Source organism: Mucilaginibacter sp. UR6-1 (assembly GCF_020880975.1).
Taxonomy (GTDB): Bacteria; Bacteroidota; Bacteroidia; order Sphingobacteriales; family Sphingobacteriaceae; genus Mucilaginibacter.
Window position 1 is genome coordinate 835,895 of sequence record NZ_JAJIWP010000002.1, and the last position, 19,405, is coordinate 855,299.

Annotated in this window: 10 protein-coding genes; 9 read left to right on the forward strand and 1 reads right to left on the reverse strand. The window is 41.6% G+C overall.

The window, feature by feature from the left end; genetic code table 11:
• Position 1: 1 nt before the first annotated feature.
• Positions 2-1,477 carry a restriction endonuclease gene (locus LJ707_RS09045; protein WP_228950483.1) on the reverse strand — a complete coding sequence of 492 codons (1,476 nt, stop codon included), beginning with the start codon at positions 1,475-1,477 and terminating at the stop codon, positions 2-4.
• A 742-nt stretch (positions 1,478-2,219) separates the two neighbouring features.
• On the opposite strand from LJ707_RS09045, the gene LJ707_RS09050 reads away from it, so the two are divergent.
• The 9 genes from LJ707_RS09050 (at position 2,220) to LJ707_RS09090 (ending at position 19,404) form a co-directional block, all read left to right on the forward strand.
• Positions 2,220-6,356 carry a DUF5977 domain-containing protein gene (locus LJ707_RS09050; RefSeq protein ID WP_228950484.1) on the forward strand — a complete coding sequence of 1,379 codons (4,137 nt, stop codon included), beginning with the start codon at positions 2,220-2,222 and terminating at the stop codon, positions 6,354-6,356.
• Positions 6,357-6,420: 64 nt separating this feature from the next.
• Entirely contained in the window at positions 6,421-9,858 is a 3,438-nt protein-coding gene (locus LJ707_RS09055) for a DUF6443 domain-containing protein (protein WP_228950485.1), read from the forward strand.
• Between the two features lie 11 nt (positions 9,859-9,869).
• Positions 9,870-10,205 (forward strand): hypothetical protein, encoded by a 336-nt coding sequence (locus LJ707_RS09060; protein ID WP_228950486.1) that lies wholly within the window; start codon positions 9,870-9,872, stop codon positions 10,203-10,205.
• Positions 10,206-11,264: 1,059 nt separating this feature from the next.
• Positions 11,265-11,729 carry a phage integrase SAM-like domain-containing protein gene (locus LJ707_RS09065; RefSeq protein WP_228950487.1) on the forward strand — a complete coding sequence of 155 codons (465 nt, stop codon included), beginning with the start codon at positions 11,265-11,267 and terminating at the stop codon, positions 11,727-11,729.
• Between the two features lie 14 nt (positions 11,730-11,743).
• Positions 11,744-12,064, forward strand: a complete 321-nt coding sequence (locus tag LJ707_RS09070) for a hypothetical protein (RefSeq protein ID WP_228950488.1) — start codon at positions 11,744-11,746, stop codon at positions 12,062-12,064.
• Entirely contained in the window at positions 12,061-12,603 is a 543-nt protein-coding gene (locus LJ707_RS09075; protein ID WP_228950489.1) for a hypothetical protein, read from the forward strand. The genes LJ707_RS09070 and LJ707_RS09075 overlap by 4 nt, the downstream gene beginning before the upstream one ends.
• Positions 12,604-12,644: 41 nt before the next feature.
• The gene (locus LJ707_RS09080) at positions 12,645-13,160 is read left to right on the forward strand and encodes a hypothetical protein (protein ID WP_228950490.1); all 516 of its coding nucleotides are present in this window, start codon (positions 12,645-12,647) and stop codon (positions 13,158-13,160) included.
• A gap of 3 nt (positions 13,161-13,163) precedes the next feature.
• Positions 13,164-13,349, forward strand: a complete 186-nt coding sequence (locus tag LJ707_RS09085; RefSeq protein WP_228950491.1) for a hypothetical protein — start codon at positions 13,164-13,166, stop codon at positions 13,347-13,349.
• Between the two features lie 523 nt (positions 13,350-13,872).
• Positions 13,873-19,404 carry a hypothetical protein gene (locus LJ707_RS09090; protein ID WP_228950492.1) on the forward strand — a complete coding sequence of 1,844 codons (5,532 nt, stop codon included), beginning with the start codon at positions 13,873-13,875 and terminating at the stop codon, positions 19,402-19,404.
• Position 19,405 lies beyond the last annotated feature (1 nt).

The window sequence follows — 19,405 nt, forward strand, 5'->3', positions numbered from 1 at the left end:
TCTACTCATAGTTGTATACAGGCTTTAACTCATAAATATTCATTATTACTTTTGCTGCTGGGACTTTGCCAAGTTGTAATTTAATTTTTTCTTTTAGCTCAAAGTCTTTGACATTTTCAGTAAAATAGTTGCTGACTGTCATTTGGTAGGCGCAGGTTAGCGATACTTTTGCTTTTTGTTTAACGCCATCTAACGATCCCTCAACCTGAAACGTGTCTTTTGGCGATAGATCGGCATAACGATCATCTATGGCATATAAAGTCATGTCTATGAAATTGCTAAATCGGAAAAAGGTATCATCGTCGAGGGCGATGATTTTATCTTCGTGAAACTGGCCCGGATCTTCTTTTTTAAAATCCTGTGGGAAAATACTGATTCGCTTATAACCCTCCAGGTCGATATCCTCATTGCGCAATTTGATCAGCTGACGGGATTTGGAAAAGGGCGAACCCTTGATAAAATCTACAAAAATGTGAGGCCTTTCGTTCCAATTGTCCCCTTTAGCATCAACAAGTATCATATCTTTATAGCCGATCAAAGCGTAAGATATGTAATAACTTTGCCTGGCATTCGGGAGCGAGTGAAAAAAATCAAGGGCTAATTCCTTCTTTTTATAGCGTTGTTGGTATTCTTCATCATCATCAGTCGGCTGTTCCTGCAAATTACAGAAGCTGGTAAAATCATACTCTTTCTTGATGGTGTCAATATAAGCGTAATATTCAAGCTCCTCGAAAATCAGGCCCAATGGATGCTGTTCAACAGCGGTATATGTGCGCCAGCGCGGATAGGATTCAAAATCAGGATAAGCATCCTCGTAAGGATAATTGTCATCTTTAATATCTCTGACCAGTATAGGATGATGCATATTTGCATTATTTCCTAAAATAGACAGCAATTTATTTTTTACGGTAACGGCAGTCCGGATCTCGGTTGCCCTTGACCGCCTTTTGGTTACAAATGATAATCCGAAAAAAGTAAAAAGTATCCGGTCATTTTTTGGCAAGAAAAGCATATCCTCCAGGGCCGCTTTCCCCCAAAGATAAAACTCCATGACGCCTAGCTTTTGTAGTTCCTCCCGGAAAGCGTCATGCGTTTTCTTGGAGATATTTGCGGATGCCGCCAAAATATAACCGTAAGGTGGTACCTGACCAGCGGTGATATTTTCCTGGATGATCTTTCGCACACGGATAGGCCCCAGATCTTGTTCCCTTTTACATTGAATCATCCAAAGGTTTCCGTTCATGGGATGCACTTCAGTTACTTCATCAGCATCGTCTGTTGCCTCGCGTTCAGCGTAATTCCTTTCATAAGCCCGGATGTCAAAGCCGTCATCTGCTCCTCCTCTTCCCGTAGCCTCTATGCTCTGCCAGTCCTTAAAATCATAAATCAGCTGCCTCACTAAGTCTTCAAAACGCTTAGGATCAAGGTCTTCAAAATGGATTTGTCCGTAAGTTCGGGTAATCGTGGGTTTAGTCAAAGTATTGCTGTTAGTGATCCTAAAGTTACGTAATTGTTGTTAAGGTGCGCAGTTTTTGCACCGGCCTGCTTTGGGACCTATTTAATGAGATGAACTTATTTCCTCTAAAAACGATCCTGCAAGATAGCGGTTGCAGCCGCTTCATTCCAGATCTCCCTTCAGCCGCTTCGCCGCAGTTTAAAAGCACTTGCGTTTTGGGCTTAATATGCTAATGAGTCGCTGAGTCATATTATACTCTACGTTTTAATGTGTATTAATGCTTATGCAAACATTGACAGCTATAGCTTTATAAGTTAGGTGTTGCCAAGTCCAGCGGTGACCCGCCACAATGTGCCTAACCGTTTTAATACATACAATTATAAATTATTCTAACGTTTCCGTTCAACGGTACTATTTCCATTGATTGTTTGTTGACCGCATGCAAGCTAACTGATATTCAAGCTTAAAAGCGCTGATATTTATTTTCTATACTATTTTATCTATATTTGAAAACCCTAAGCGTTTAAACAGATAATATGATACACATCACTGCGCCTTGTCGCTCGACTTTGACCACCTCGGTACTAAGTTTCAGTCAACAATATAAAACTTTGAGATCCACCGTATAACCTGAGCCTCATAAATTTCATTCAACAGTCATTATTTAGTAGCAATCTGCTATTCCTACAAGGCAGATAGTGTATTTACAATCTTTCACAACCGACCTTATATGTCACGATTTCTTTTGCTCCTGCTATTTTGCATGCAATCAATTATTGCCTTTGCTCAAAGCAGTAATAACTACACTTTTCAAAACATGATTCCGGTAAGCACAGTAGCACCTAACGCTGCTGCGCTTGGTAAGTTCGGGAACATACCGGTGAGCTATGCAACAGGTATTCCATCAATAAGCATTCCCTTATATGAAATCAATGCCGGCAAAGTAAGAATCCCTCTATCTTTGGATTATCATAGCGGGGGTGTGAGGGTAGACGAGGTGGCTTCGAGTGTTGGCACCAGTTGGGCATTAAGTGGTTTGCCAACAATTTCAAGAAATATGATCGGTGTGCCTGATGAAGATGGTACCGGCTATTTATACGCGTTGCCGTTAGACTCAATATATAATTTTATGAGTGGAGAATCTTACGGTACGCAAAAGGATCTCGTTTATGCTCAGTTCATTCGTAATATACGCGATAAGGTGACCGATACCGAGCCTGATGTATTCTCATATAATCTTATTGGATCAAGCGGTAAATTTATATATCGTCCGAATGGCAGTATCATGCAGATACCCCAAACTAATAACAAGATCGAAAGAGTAGGTTCCGGGTTCCGGATAACTGATGAGAGTGGAAACAGTTATATTTTTGATAAGACCGAGTCAACTAATATCGTCACGCAATCGGCAGTGAACTGGTCGAATTATACAAGCACCTGGCGTGTTTCAAAAATAATTGATCAGAGTCAATCCGACACGGTATCTTTCTCCTATGAAGCTATTATTGGAAATACTGAACGCTCCTGGAGCTTCACACATTCTATTGGGTCCCGTCCTGAAATGCCTTGTGGCATAAATGATCAGATAATTTCTGAGCCAAGCTCTTCCGTGTCTTCTGTATATCACTCGGAATTGAACCCAAAAGAAATTAGCTGGAATAATGGTAAAGTATTATTTAAAAACGTTACTGATCGTATTGACCGAACAAGTAACGCCAGGCTGGACAGCGTAAAAATTTACAGCCTGTCAGCCCTTGGCTCTCAACTGATAAAACAAGCTAAGCTTCATCAATCCTACTTTTATAGTAACCCTATATCCGGCAGAGCTGCCAACGATTACCGTAACTACAGGCTGAGACTTGATTCAGTTAGGTTTATACCGGTTAGTGGACAAAATCGACCTTACAGGTATAAGATGGTATATAAAACTATAGATATGGCACCTAATGAATCTTACGCGCAAGATCGCTGGGGGTATAATAACGGACAGTTTAATAACCAGTCATTAATGCCGACACAAACGGTTCTTTTTTTCAATTCATATGAAACCTTCGGCAATGCCAATACAAACCCCAACGAGTCTTACATGCAGGCTTGTATGCTGGAATCCATAGAGTACCCTACTATGGGAAAAAGTGTATTTGAATTCGAGCCACATAGCTTTTTAGTTGATTATCAAGAGATGCAACTGCAAAATCATGGTATAAATGCTAATGGTGGCGTTCAAAGTCAGAATTCAATGTTGTTCACCGTAGACTCAACACAATCTGCATTTAGGTATTCGGTTTATATTTCGCCTTATGCAGGAGCAAACGTTGCTGATCGTCCCCGCGTAGAGCTGTATGATCAGACGGCTAATAACACATTGATTTTTAGCGTAACGAATACCAATACGGTGAACAATCCCAGCTTGCCAACTAATGTGACGGACAGAGCTTTGAATCTAATAGTTGGTCACACGTATAAGTTTATAGTAAACATTTACACTTCAACAAGCCCGGGCGTAAACGCAAACGGAGTTATTTCCTGGTTAAGGCCTGTCAGTGGAACTGTGGCAAGGCACGAAGGCGGGTTAAGGATTAAAAGCATCACCAACTATGATAATAATGGCTTGTTCACAAATAAGCAAGCATACACTTATGGTGCGAATGGTATTGGATCTTTGATTACAGCAGCTTCGTTCCTTCAGCAAAATTATGAAGATATTGTGTTTGCCAATACCTTTGAAACTAACTGCGGAAATAATACAGGTTACGGATCAATCATAGTAAATTCAGCCCCTGCCAGGATTTATCATCAAAAAGGTGTATATCCAGCAACGCAGATAAGCGGATCACCGGTTGTTTACAAAGCTGTCACCAAATACGATTATAACGAATCTGGTATTCCTAATGGTAAAGCTGAATTTGAATACGACATCTACGAAGATCAAAATTTGTTTGAAGGCTGGGTCTTCCGGAAAAATATCGGTGTCTGGATGATTTCCGATGCCTGGAAGAATGGGTTTGTTAAGCGTGAAAAAACTTATAGGTTTATAAACGGTGTTTTTACGCCAGTCATTAAAAAAGGATTCGTCTACATTACACATCGGCCAGAAACACATCAAGTATTAAAGATCAAACCAATCTTTGTAAAGATGAGTTCGATGGAGATACTGAATGTGGCCGACACAAAAATTTCCAGCAACCGTTTCTACGCGAATTACATTCCGACGAACACAGGTGCAATGTTATTGTTATCCGAATCTGACACGACGTACGACGATTCGGGCAATGAACAGATTACGATCCGTAACAATACCTATGGTAACGGCCTGCATAATAATCCAACGCAGGTTCAGACGACGAACAGCCAGTCGGAGAACATTGTGCAGGAGTTGAAGTATGCGCATGATTATACGTCAGCGGGCAATGTATACCAAAAGATGTTGAACCGTAACATCGTGTCACCGGTGATCACCTCAAAGGAGACAAACAACGGTATTCAGATCAGTTATTCAAAGATCAATTATAAGGATTGGTATAATGACAGCAAAGTGCTGATGCCGGAGACGGCAGAGATGCAGGTAGGCAGCAATTCAATCGAGACGAAGATCAGCTTCAATAGTTTCGACCGTTACGGCAACATATTGGAGCAAGCTAAGGCACAAGGGCCACCGCAATCCTACCGTTGGGGGTATAAAAGCCAGTACCCGGTAGCGGAGATCAAGAACGCAGCATACAAGGATACCTGGTATGAAGGCTTTGAAGAACCGGGTGGTACCAGCACGCTGAACGATGCCCAGGCCGGTCACTACAGTAAAACGGGTGGCTACACCAAGAGCTTGAGCGGCCTAAAGAACGGCACCTACGTATTATCGTACTGGCGCAAGTCATCAGGCAAATGGTTAGCAGAGGTAAATGATAATATAACGGTGAGTAACGGCACCTACAATATCAGCATCGCCTCAACTACACAGGTAGACGAGGTTCGTTTTTATCCGAAAGATGCGCTGATGAGCACATTTACTTATGATCCGCAGATCGGGATGACCAGCGGCACGGATGCTAAGAACCAGACCAGCTATTATGAATACGACGGTTTCCAGCGCTTACTCAACGTGAAGGATGAGGAAAAGAACGTTATAAAGAATTATGCGTATAATTATGGCCCGGGCTCATTGCCGGTAACCAGCCTTGTCGGCAATCAGGTACAGTCACAGACCTTTAACAAGCAAGGCTGCGGAACAGGATATACAGGTTCGGCAGTCACCTATACGGTTGGTGCAAACAGTTACTATGCAGGGACGCAAGCAGAAGCGAACCAACTGGCCTTGAATGACATTGCCACTAACGGGCAGAGCTACGCTAATACCAATGGCGCTTGCAATGCAATACCTGCGAACCCTTACATTAAATTAGAGATCAAATCAAGCTACTTAGGCAGTGATAACCACTATTATGCGGTATATTCATTCAAGGCTTTCTCGGATGCAGCGATGACCGTACCAATGACAGTAAGCAGTAACTACCCGGTACCCTACAAGCAAACATCGACTACTACTTACTCAAATGGAAGCACACCGACAACATCGGTACTCAATAAAACGACCAGCATACTATCAGGTACCAGTTATCGTGACCTTACAGTGGATGTAAATACTTGCGGGCAGGCAGCCTTGCCATCGATGGTTGCAAATACTGCGACTACAGAGGCTGCTACAGCCACACAGACCCAGCAAACGGATAGCGCACAAGCAACAGGCACGACAACACAAGCCACTGAACAATCAACGCAGGGAGCAACCACGCAGTCCGCAGAAGGGACAGCAACGACAAATACGGTTCCACCGGGTGGAGGTACACCGACAAGTTGCACCAATACGGATATTAGTTTAGCACCAGTTCTTAACCCTGAATAACCTTTGCCTTATCAAGACCATGCAATTATCACGATCAACAAGATATATATTACTAAGCGGAGTAATGCTACTAGTGGCAGCGGCAGTTTACGGCCAGTCGTCCAACCAGAACTACATCCGTGTGCGTACGCCACGGACAAAGATCACGACAGATAGTAAGCTTCAGACCTTATCATCGAATGCCGATTCGGTGATGACCGAAGTGCAATACTATGACGGGCTGGGCAGGCCGTTGCAGACCCTGCAAGTAAAAGGCAACCCAAATAAAACGAAGGATATTGTTCAGCCAGTAGCATATGATGATTATGGCAGAGAGGTCCGGAAATACCTGCCCTTTGCCCACCCTGGAGCGGCTGACGGCAGCTATAAAGGGGACGCTTTGATCCGGCAGCAGGCATTCTATTATCCGTCGGGTTCAGGGCCGCAGCAAGTTAATGGCGTTGTCAGGACAGCCACGCCCTATGCGCAGCTTGTTTATGAAGCCTCTCCGCTCAACAGGGTATTAGAGCAGGGAGCGCCGGGAGAAGTATGGCAGCCCGGTGCGGGACATACCGTAAGGAGCAATATCTATTTCAACAACCAGAGTGCGTTCGGCACATCTGTACTAACAGATAACCCAGGATCAAAACGGGTAGCCTTATATACCGTAAGCAGTGCCGGGGCGCTGACGCGCAGTACGACCAGCCCGAACTATGCCGATAATCAACTGTTGATAACGATAGTAAAGGATGAGAACTGGAAGTCTGGGGACGGTTGCCTGAACACGGTAGAAGAATATAAGGATAAAGATGGTCATGTAATACTCAAGCGTACGTATAACAAAAAAGGCAACCTGCTGGAAATGCTTTCGACACATTACGTTTACGATGATCTAGGCAATCTTCGCTATGTGCTGGTTCCGGGATCAAATCCGGATGCCGCCAGTGGCGTGCCAACACAGACTGTATTAGACGCCTTCTGCTACCAATATAAGTATGACAGCCGCAATCGTTTATCAGAAAAGAAGATCCCGGGCAAGGGCTGGGAGTTTATTGTTTACAACAAGTTGGATCAGGTATGTATGACCCAGGATGCCAACCAGCGCAATAAGGCCCCCCAGGAATGGAGCTACAGCAAATATGACGGCTTAGGCCGGGTCGTGATTACCGGTATCTGGAAGCATACCGGCAGCAATGCGGATGCCAATAGCACCGCTCCGTCAAAAACGCACTATAACTGGCTGCAAGGCGTATACAACACCTCGACAGATCCCTTATGGGAAACACGTGACAACAGCACGGCCACAGGATATACCAATGTAAGCCTGCCCCAGGATGCCCCGGCAGTGTACAATACAATAAGTTACTACGATGATTACACCGCTCCCGGTCTTCCTGCACTGTACGCTCTATTAACTGGCGGCACTTCCAAACCTAAAGGATCATTGACAGCGGCCCGGGTAGCTATCATAAACAGTGACGGAACTGTAAGCAGTAATATGCTTTGGACGGTGAATTATTACGATAGCCAGGGCAGGCTGCTCAACCTGTACAAACAGCATTACAAAGGTGGCAGCGTACCGGATGAAAAGAACTATGACCTGGTAACGTACTATTATAATTTTAACGATCAGCAAACGGTAACGCAGCGCAAACATTACATCAGCAGTTCGACCACACAGCGGATGACTATTTCCACCCGGAATATTTACGACCATATGGGGCGTAAAGTAAAAACCTGGCAGGCGATTGGTAACGCTGGCCAGACATCAAATCCACGTACGCTGCTGGCACAACTGGACTATAATGAGATCGGCCAACTGATGAACAAGAAGCTGCACTCGACAGACAGTGCCACTTTTAAGCAGTCGATAGATTACCGCTATAATGAGCGCGGTTGGCTGTCAAGCATTGGCGATCCTGATAACATAACGGCGGGCAGCATATTCGGTATGAAACTTGATTACCATGAAGGTGCGAATAAGCAGTACAATGGCAATATTGGCGGCATGAGCTGGCAGACCAAGGTTCCGGCTAATCCGGCAGGACTTTACCAGCAGAAACAAAACTACCTGTATACGTATGATAACCTGAACCGGCTGATTACAGCAGCTTACGGTGACGCCACCGGCACAAACTCGAATAAGTTCAACGAAGACCTTACCTATGATATGATGGGTAACATCCTTACCCTGAAGCGCAGGGGAGGCTCCGCAACAATCTATGTCAATGACTTTGCGTACAACTATACCTCAGGCGGCGCAGGTAATAAGTTGTGGAGCGTAACGGATGCAGGAACAAATAATCAGCCCGGCAGTTACACGTATGACGGCAATGGTAACGTGATAACGGATACACGTAACCAGATAACCGGCATAACTTACAATATGTTGAACCTGCCGAGTACGGTAAACAGGACCGGTGGTAACATTAATTACATTTACGATGCGGCAGGGAACAAACTGAGAAAAACCGGTACGGAAACGAGGGAGTACATTGACGGGATAGAATACAGCGGCACAACAGTGGCTTTTATCAGCAATGAAGAAGGACGTGCGGTACCGAACGGTTCGGCGGCATACAGCTATGATTATTACCTGAAAGACCACTTGGGGAACACAAGGGCAGCGATCAAGCAGGATGGCAGCATTGTACAGGTGCAGGATTACTATGCGTTCGGTTTGTCGTTCAACCCGGGTAACACATACACACCAGGCCCTGAGAACCGTTACAAGTACAACGGTAAGGAGCTGCAAAGTGAGACCGGGCAATACGATTATGGTGCGCGGTTTTATGATCCGGTTATTGCACGTTGGGGTGCGACTGATCCCTTAGCGGAAAAGTTGAGAAGATGGTCTCCTTACAACTACGGAGATGATAATCCGATTCGAAATATTGACCCCGATGGAATGCAAAGTGAAGATCACGGTCGGAAAAGAAAAAAAGCAGATTCTCCTAAACCTGTATCAGATTTAAAAAAGGATTTCTCTAACAGGCAATCCGTTTCGCGTGATAATACAAAGGTAAAAATACCTGGGTCGCCGTTAAATCAAGGGATGAACGGTAGAGTAATTGATGCAAAGACAGCAAATAAGGGATGGGCGACACCTCCATATAAAGCTGACACCAAAGTGCGTGAATTTCAAACAGGCAAAAGCGACAAATTTGTCCGCGTATATACAGAAAATAAAACTAACCCTGAAGGTGGATGGATGGCGAAACCGGCTGACGTTAAAGACTTATCTCCTTCAGAAATACAGGATAAATTTTCATTGCCTAATAGGCCAACCCACATGGTAGATGTTCTTCCTCCTGAAGGTACAACAGTCAGAGTTGGTGTCGTAGCAGAAGCATTTGGTCAAAGTGGAGGAGGAATACAATATCAATTAATGAAGGAAATACCTAGCGGATCATTTGTCAATTCTATTGAAATTCCATCTGTAGTTCCTACTCCGGTAATTATTGAACCAGTGATATTACCTGAAACGCCGGTACTAACCCCCGAACCAATAATCCTCCCATAAAAACAAAAAATATGTTCCGTACCCAAGAAAATCGTCTTTATTTTGATCATAAAGACCCTGTTATTTTCCCTTATCAGATAAAGAAAACACTTTTATTAGATAGTGTTATAATAGTTTTGATAGAGGTGCCACCGAAGAAAATATTCCATAATAATGTGTTTGCCTTTAACACTCAGGGAGAATTTCTTTGGCAAATTTCGAAAACAACACTATTTTATACCGGGGAAAGGTGTCCTTACATTGACGTAATTTATACTGATAGATTAATACTTTTCAATTGGTGTGACACAGCTTTAGCTGTTGAATTATATACCGGTGAAATTATTGACAAGTGGAACTCTAAGTGACCATATGCAGAGGATTGATTACCACGTTACCGAAACCATAATTACATTTATGATGCGAAAGGATGCAAGCTAAGAAAACGGGGACAAAGAGGAGGGAATACATCGACGGGATAGAGTACAGCGGCACGACACTGGCCTTTATCAGCAATGAAGAGGGACGGGCGGTACCAATGGTACAGCTGCATACCGCTATGATTATTACCTGAAAGATCACTGGGTAACACCCGGGCCGCGATCAAGCAAGATGGCTCTATCGTGTAGGTGCAGGACTATTATTCGTTCGGCCTGTCTATGAATCCAGGCAATAACACACCGGTGCAGGTTAATGAGAATCGCTATAAGTACAATGGTAAGGAGCTACATGAAACAGGTAAGTGCGATTATGGAGCAAGGTTCTAAGATCGGTGATTTGAAGTGGGGAGTAGTTGATCCGCTATTAGAAGTTTATCAAGGACACACCACGCATTACGGATATGTACTATGAAATCTGATCAAGTTAATATATCCTGACGGACGGTATCCCGATGACCCTGGTGACGGTTTCAACGAAAGCGATCCAGCGGGTAATGGAATGTCATTGATCGAAAATGTTTTTTACGAAACTGGACTTTGATAATGTCTACAGAGGACGTTTTGAGGATAATGGAAGACTACAAGAACAATCAGATAATTGCAGGTATTATTACTATGTTGATTTTTACGAAGATTATAATATTGAATTGTTTGCAAGTGAGATTTCAATATTTTGTTTTTAATGTTTACGGTTAGGCTCCTTATACTGTGCTCGAAGCAAGTTAATCATTAAGACGCCAAGGAAGCCAAACTCCTTAAATCCTCTACAAAGTGGTTCGAGAAATGCCCAGTTGGGCGCACTAATAAAAAGGGCATTTCTGAATAAGAAAATGCCCTTTTTCAGTATATTTGAGCGGTTTTTTTCAATCACGGTACTGACTCCGTAAATCTTCATAAAGTCAGGCTTTACATAATTTTTTGTTGAACTTCACGTAAAAAGCGTCACTAAATCGTCACGGACTTTTTTACGTGCCTAAAAACGGAATTATGGCAACAGTAAATGCTGTGGTTTATGAACAGTTTAAAAGAGCGGACGGAACCTTTAATGTCCAAATCAAGGTATTCCACCAAAAAGTAAGAAGGTTTATAGAAACAAACCATTACGTTTCATTAAAGCAACTTAACAAGAAGTTGCACTTGACCGATAAGCATATTATAAAAACATTACAGTTTACGCTTGATGATTACCGCAAATCGATTGGCGACCTCGGTGCCAAGTTAGATTTTATGACCTGCGATGAATTACGGGAATACCTCATAAATAAGGACGAAGAAGTAGATTTTATCAAATTTTGCAACATTCACACAGAATCGTTAAAAAAGGCAAAGAGGTTAGGTACTGCAAAAAATCATACGGCGGTTAAAAATAGTCTAACCGACTATTTTAAAAGAGATACTATTGCCGTAATTGAAATAACTCGAAAATGTTATATGCTTATGAAAAATGGTTAAGAACAGATCGGGAAATGAAGCGCATTAACCAGCTAAAAAAAGAGGTCACAACAATTGAGAAAGGCATGCGGGATGGTGGCATATATGCACATATGCGTGACCTGAGAACCTTATTTAATGAAGCCCGGAAATTCTATAACAATGAGGATTTAGGCATTATGAAAATTAAGCACTATCCATTTTCAATTTATAAAATAGGTGCAGCCCCAAAAACAAAGAAGCGTAATATAACCCTGGATCAATTGCTTGTAATTAAAAATTGTGAAGTTAAACAGGACAGTCGGGCAGAATTAGCGAAAGAATTGTTTATGCTTAGTTTTACTTGTGTGGTATGAATGCGGTAGATTTCTATAATCTCGACCAATACGACCCGAGTTGGAATCGCATAGAGTATAACAGGTCTAAAACTGAGGATGTACGGGATGACGATGCATTTATTAGTATAAAAGTTGTTCCCGAAGCAAAAGCTTTGTTGAGCAAGTATATGGGTACATTACAGAGTAGGTATAGTACAAATAATGGCTTGGATACAGCTTTAAGCCAAGGTATGAAACAACTTAGAAAACTGACTGGCATTGAAAATATAACATTTTATTGGGCAAGGCATACGTTTGCAAATATTGCGCGTAACAAATGTAAAATAAGTAAAGATGATATAGCTGAAGCTTTAAATCATGTGGATGGAGAACATCGAACAACCGATATTTATATTGAAAAGGATTGGAGCATTGTTGATCATGTTCAAGATGCCGTTATTAAACTTTTTAGAAGTTTGGCAACCCCAAAACAATCATCTGAGAATCTGAAATTAGGTAAGAATGTAATTAGTAACCCTAATGAACGCCGTAAATCAATGCGACTGGTGAGTGCATAACAATTCTTTATTATGAGAACATTTATTTATTTAATTCTGACATGTATAATTGGGACAGGGGCATTTTTATGCGCATTGACCCTTGCGCACAAGCTTCCGGCCTTTGTTATTGGTTTTGGTGTATGGTTTTTGTTTATAAGGCGAATAATAAAATTGTAAATAGATATCAAATGCACGCCGCCTTCCCGTTTCTAACCCGCCCCATGAACAAACAGGAGATCGAATACCACCACTTCGATACCCGCCTGTGCTACCACCAGTACGAGGATTGGGAAAAATTGCTCTACGTCGAAGAACAGGAAGCGCAGGAACTGGATGTCGAACAGGCAGGCAGCGGCACGGATTTTCTACAAAAACTGCGTAGCTTTCGTATCCGCTACCCGCTGCAACAGGCTATTGCCGTACCTGTGCCTGTCGCCAGTGAACAGGAAAATAGCGACAGCTACCTGCTGCAACTGATACTGGAGGCAGACGACTATACCATTTCGCAGATCGGCGAAATGCTCGGCAGGGAGCAGCAGGGCGAAAAACGCCTCGCCATACTCATCCTATTATGAGAAATGTATAGGGAAAAAACGGGAGATCGCAAACGGGCCAGTGCCATTCCGCTCGAATACATCAACCGCAAGGTGTTCCGCTCGCATGAGCGTACACGCAAGAATTTTGTGAGGCGGGTGTTTGCCGTCAATCCCTTATTCGCCTTGCAGGAAATTCAGGAGCGGTATGCGGGATATGACGAACAGTAGCTCACAGCCGATCTTAAAAGAAAACCCACTAGGATCAAACGGAAGAAGCATAAGCCTGTCACCGACCTGCGCCGCTGCCAGTTGCAGAAAATGGCAGCCAGGTTGCATGCAGCCAACCCCACAGAATACCATACCCTTTGTGTGCGAATGGCCATCATGGAGCAGGCGCACCGCCAGCGCCGGCCCATTCCTGTACTCATGAAATTGCAGGGAAAAGCCAAAGTGTATTCGTTTCACTGGCAGACCTGTGAGGGGGGCAAGCCTTCCCTGAAAAAGCCAACTATAAAGGGATGACACACGATCAATTACAAACGGCGTACAACGGGATCGTTTCAGGCAATTACAGTTTTTGAGAATTGCCGGGCGTGCCGGCGAAGCCGGCGCCTTTGCACCCCATGACCGTTTAGCTGATGAAGGCTGTCCCGGACATGGGGTGTTTTATTTAATAATATATTTTGATCGACGTTTGAATATGAGGCGCATTGCCAATAATAATAACATCCTAGCGCTGTAGAAGTTAATTGTGAATATTATTCATCTATTGATTTGCTCGGGTATTGAACAAAAATTATATTTACTGACCAAACCTGTTCGTATCGTGAATATCTTTCGAATTATTATTCCTGTAAAATTTACCCAAAATAACTTTGATCACGTAGTTTCAACTTATTATGCGGAATCATTAAAGGTAGAAACTCTCATAATTTTTGACCTTTCATTACTTGAATGGATCAACACCGAAGAACTCGCATTTCTATTTGCATGGATACGGTTGCTGGTCAATAAAAAGAAAAATGTACAGGTATGGGCACCATACCCTTATAACATTTATGAGCAAAAGCTGTATAAAGATCCGGAAGAATTAAGGAATATAAAGATGCTCCTTCCGGTTGATGACCAAGATCACATTAAAAGGAGGAAAAACAGAAATGTATTCCTACTGGGGATTTGGGGTATGCTAGAAAACATCGGCCTGAAATCGCAAGATTTCAAAAATATTGTCGAGAACTTCAATTATAAAGAGCGTATACTAAGTGAGAAATATAGTCATCTAATTATTCCGTTTACAGTAATCAGTTCTCAAAACACTAAAGAATTTCATCAAAATCCTTTTCATGACGTAATCAATGGAAGTAAAACTTACCGAAGGATCAGTCCATTCGATTTAACGGGTGAAATAATAGATCGACTCGAATTGTTCGATTGTTACAGCCCCTTTGAAAACAAGATCATAAGCAATGTGATTACTAAGGAGTTATTTGCCAATTCCTTGATACACGCAAACTCCAGCGGTAAATTAAATGGTAGTGAAGAATGCTATTTCGCGCTGTCATTAAATAATAAATGGGATAACTTGGCCAGTAACTATTTTCTCGAACAGTTCATTGCTGAAAAAGAGCCGGAAACGCTAGATTTTTATAAAGATAAAACGGCAATACTGAAGAGTATAAAGCCAGTTATAAAAAAGCTAACTGCCGAACAGCAGAAGCAGTATCCAGCTATAAGGGAAGCAGATTTATCCCGTTTTAAGGAGGATTTCTTAAATATTTCCTATCTCGAATTTACATTTCTTGATTTTGGCGATGGAATATATCAGACACTGCGGGAGAAATTTGACAAGTTCTCAGCTACAAATGAACCTTCTGCTCACTTCAAAAGCTTAAGACGGGAAGATCAGATACTGGAATACGCATTTTTCCCAGATTCTTCAAGGAATCAATATCACTCAAGGTTACAGAATCCTGAGCTATTTCCCCGTGGGTTGTATTTCCTGGTGGATATGGTCCGACGTTATAAAGGCCTCTTAATTGTCAGGAGCGGAAGTGGTAAAATAGTTTATGATTTTTCAGATAAGATTATCATACGAAATACGGGTAGGGAAGTAAATGCGGCAAGAAACCCGACGCAGGTATTACAGGACGCAGTAAGGCCGTCCACGGGAGACCCAGTGCATTTTGATGGAACTATGATTACGATTGTACTGCCGGAAAGAAAAAATGTAGATGTCAGCTACGCGCCTGTGAGAATAAACGATAAAAAATTATACAGGGATATCTATCGCTCCCAAATTGATGATCTGCATTTGCCACGTAAGTTTTTCAAGATCACCAATTATAGGTATATCAGCATGTTGCTTTTGTATGAGCAGGTAATCCGTAATATTAAACCGGAAGAACTGGGGATGCCCAAAGGTTTTGATTCTCTGATTTATATCTCATTACTCAATGAACTTCGAGGCAAGGCAACGCCAAATTCACTCATTTTTATTGACTTTGAACTCTATCCCAGAACGGAAAACATCCAGCAGCTATTATTTTACCTTACCAATTCTCCGTTTATCAATGAGCATACTAAGGCTATTATTATCAATCTCGAAGATATTACCCCAAGCCGTTCTGCTAAAAGCTCTCATTATCAGATATTGAAAGATTTTAAGTTGAACTTATACGCGGTAGATAACGAGCCCCATATATTTCGTCCTATACCTGTTATTTCAATTGACCCTTATGAACGAACGGAATTGAAAATAACCAGTATTGAGTGGATCGGTGTCGAACATGAAGATGATGAAATTCTTTTGACAAATTTATTACTGGGAGAACCTGATAATTATCCCCGAACTCACTTCCGGGCAAAAACAGGACATGCCGGAAATATATTCGCCATAAACCAAGAACACCTCTACACGATCTTCAATACTTCCCTGGATTTGCTAATAGAGTTTGAAAAGGCAAGACAGATTGAAATACGTAGATTTATCAATAGTTTAGTTGTTGATGGTTCTAAACCCAAGTTACTTCAAAAACCATTTTTATTCCAGACATCGCAAGGAACGTTTCAGAGCAAATACCTTTCACTATATGAAACGCTGCATAACAAGTATGTTGCTAAGTATCTGGCGAAACGCTTATTGGATCAATATTTATCGATGTCCGCAGGAGATGGTTTACAAAAGTTTACCAAGATTTTGACCGTTACCGTGAGTAGTCAGCTATTGGGCGTCGCGATTCGGGATTTAATTAAGGACGATGCCGCATACAGAGTACTAAAAATAGGGCAGGAAGCGACGATTGATGATGCGCCATCACTCATCATGCTGGCGAGCTATTACTCATTTGAAACCGAAAAGCCTTTTCAAAAGATTAATTCTGGCGATCAAATAGTAATCGTTAACGACGTTATTTCCACAGGCACCTTAATGAAAAAGTTGATCACGAGGATAAAGGGAAAAAATGCCCAGGTTTCTGCGGTACTCTCCGTAGCCGATATTCGAACGGAAGAATTGACAAAACATGAATTATTCACAGGCATCGCCTTTAAAAATATTATAAGTTACGTTAACAACGAAATTGAAATAGATATCTATAAGAAAAAAATGTTGGCTGAAAATGCACTAAGGGATGAGTTACCAAGCCAATTAAAAAATATAACGCCCGAATTGAAAAGAATCAATCCTTTACTGAATACGGTCGTGGAATTGAGCGAGGTTGATTCTGAAAAACACCATGTCCTTTTCGACGATCCAAGGGCGCTAATTCCCGCCGATAGTGAAAAGTTACTGGATTACCAGGTCAGGTATTTTAAAATTGGTCACTTCGTGCAAAACCTTTCTCATAACGGCTATTTAACCGACATGAGAACGATCTTTTCAAATGGACGTCAGTTCGACTTTATTGAGAATATTAAAAATAAGCTGGAACAAACTTATAAAGCTAATTCGCTTTATGATAGCGATGATCTTGTAAAACTACAAGCTATCCTCAACGCCGCGAAAAATATCGGAAACATCGCAGTAAGAGACGACCTCGCTGCTCACGTGAAATCTTTGTTATCCAGTGATAAGCTAGCTTTATCCCCGGAAGAAGTAACGTTTAATTACCGCCCTGATTTTATCTTTTTTCCTGTGTTTAGTGGCGTAGAAAACCTTAACCCTGGATATCTCCATGAGGTATTTGGAACACATGTCGAAAATATTATTGGTTTGCAACGATTCGAAACTGACAAGGGTTGGCGATTCCCTTTTCCGCCGAAGCGATTCAATAACGTGACAAGAGGAAAAAATGTACTGATCTTTGATAGCGGTGCTTTAACTGGCGAGTCTCTTGTTCAAATGATCGATACCATTTCAATCCTTGATATAGCCAAGTTGGATGTCTTATCGGTTATCGGACGGATTGAAGATTTCAACCGGGAGTTTTTTTCAAGGATTAAGGCGCTTAAGGTAAAGCCACTGAGTAAAGGTATCCAAAGTGCTGATCCAGATGATGAAACGGCGGGCTTGGGTCAACGAGGTCGCATGTCTATCGCTAACCTCAATATTTTCTTTGCAATCAATTTTCATATACCGGTTTACTCTTCAAAATCCAATTGTCCATTTTGTGAAGAAATGAATGAGCTTATCAGGTATCAGGAAAATTTTGAGCGGTATAAAATACCCAAAGAAACCAATGCTTATATTTCTTCAAGGATAAGAGAGCTACGAATAGTTGATTTTAGCTTTGATCGTAACATCCTACCGCCGACCTACATACCTAAATTAATCTACCCGGATGGAAGAAGGCTTCATGATATCGTTTCGATATTTTTAATGCGCGATCAGTTGGGAAGAATCGATAGTTATCGGTTTTATAAAGAATACTACACGCCATTCGATGATCAGATTATCTCAAAACTTGATCAATCTGGAAATCACGCGAAAGAAGTTGTTAAGCAGCTTGAGTTGATCATGATTTGTATTTTACATGAACCCAAACTCTATAAAGTTCATCGGGACCTTTTGGTAAATGTGCATGACAGCTGTAAAGAGCTGGTCAACAGTATGGTCGAAGGGGACAAAGATGCTTCAACATTGAATTTTGATTGGAGTATTTACTCTTTAATTCGACTCTACTTTATTTACAACGAAAAGACAGAATATACGGTAGCGATATTCGAAAAATTGTTCGCTTTCGCTGCGCCATCGGAGAGTGCGCTAAGTTACCTGTCCTTTATATTATGGAAGGGCTCAAAAAATATTGCTCATGATCCTTATATCAAACATCAGTGTAACCTAACGCTTTCAGCAATGAGCGATAATTTCGACTCGAGTAAACATGTGAAAGAGGTCTATGATAATAATGAAGTCCGGGCAATCATCAAAAATATTGTAAATACGTTTGAAAATACTGATGTATTGAATGCAAATGACGCGTTCTATAACCTTAGAAAGTTTTTTTATTCCCAAAGCTCAGAGAACAGGCACAGTGAGCTCAAACGTATAATCTTGAGACTTGTGGGTGGCGTTGAAAATAAAAACTTATCCGAATTCGAAATTAATGATTTGCTGGATAAGACTATTGACGTGAAGAAAGAACTTAAAGTCAATTTATTAGATAACCTGACCGCCCTTAAAAATGATGAGAAATTAAAAAATTGCGATGAATTACATTTTAAAAACCTGTTTACTGCCAATTCGATCTACGCCGATCTGACATCGCTTATCGAGCTACAAGAGGAACTACTATTAAACCGGACTTACATCCTTCAAAGTAGCGACACCACCAAATTAAACGAATTTGTAAAAGAGTTGGACAAATTTCAGGTCGAGTATCTGCGTGAGGGTACTCAGTTTGTTAATTATTGCCGAAAATATCAGTGCGATCTACGAACATGTATAAATGCCGCACTAACAGACAGGGTAAATCTGGAAAAAAAGCAAAGACGAAATTTTGTCATCCATACGATAAAAGATGAAAATATTTATGTGAATGGCCACCATGATTTATTGACTCACGCCTTCGAGGAAATATTTCTTAACGCAGCCCATTGCACTCAGAATGATGACACGACGATAACTATGTCTTTAAACGTTTCGGATATTACTGGCATAATAGAACTCGTTATTTTTCAGGATAAAGCATTTATTCAGAATAGCCGGATAAATGGAATAGATAAAATCATCAAGCCCATATTTGAAGCTTTTTGTGGGCTGGATGGAATAGTTCTTGAAAGAGACCATAAAAAGAAATATGTAATTACCATTAAATTTAATGGGCCTGACCTTAAAAACAATTAAT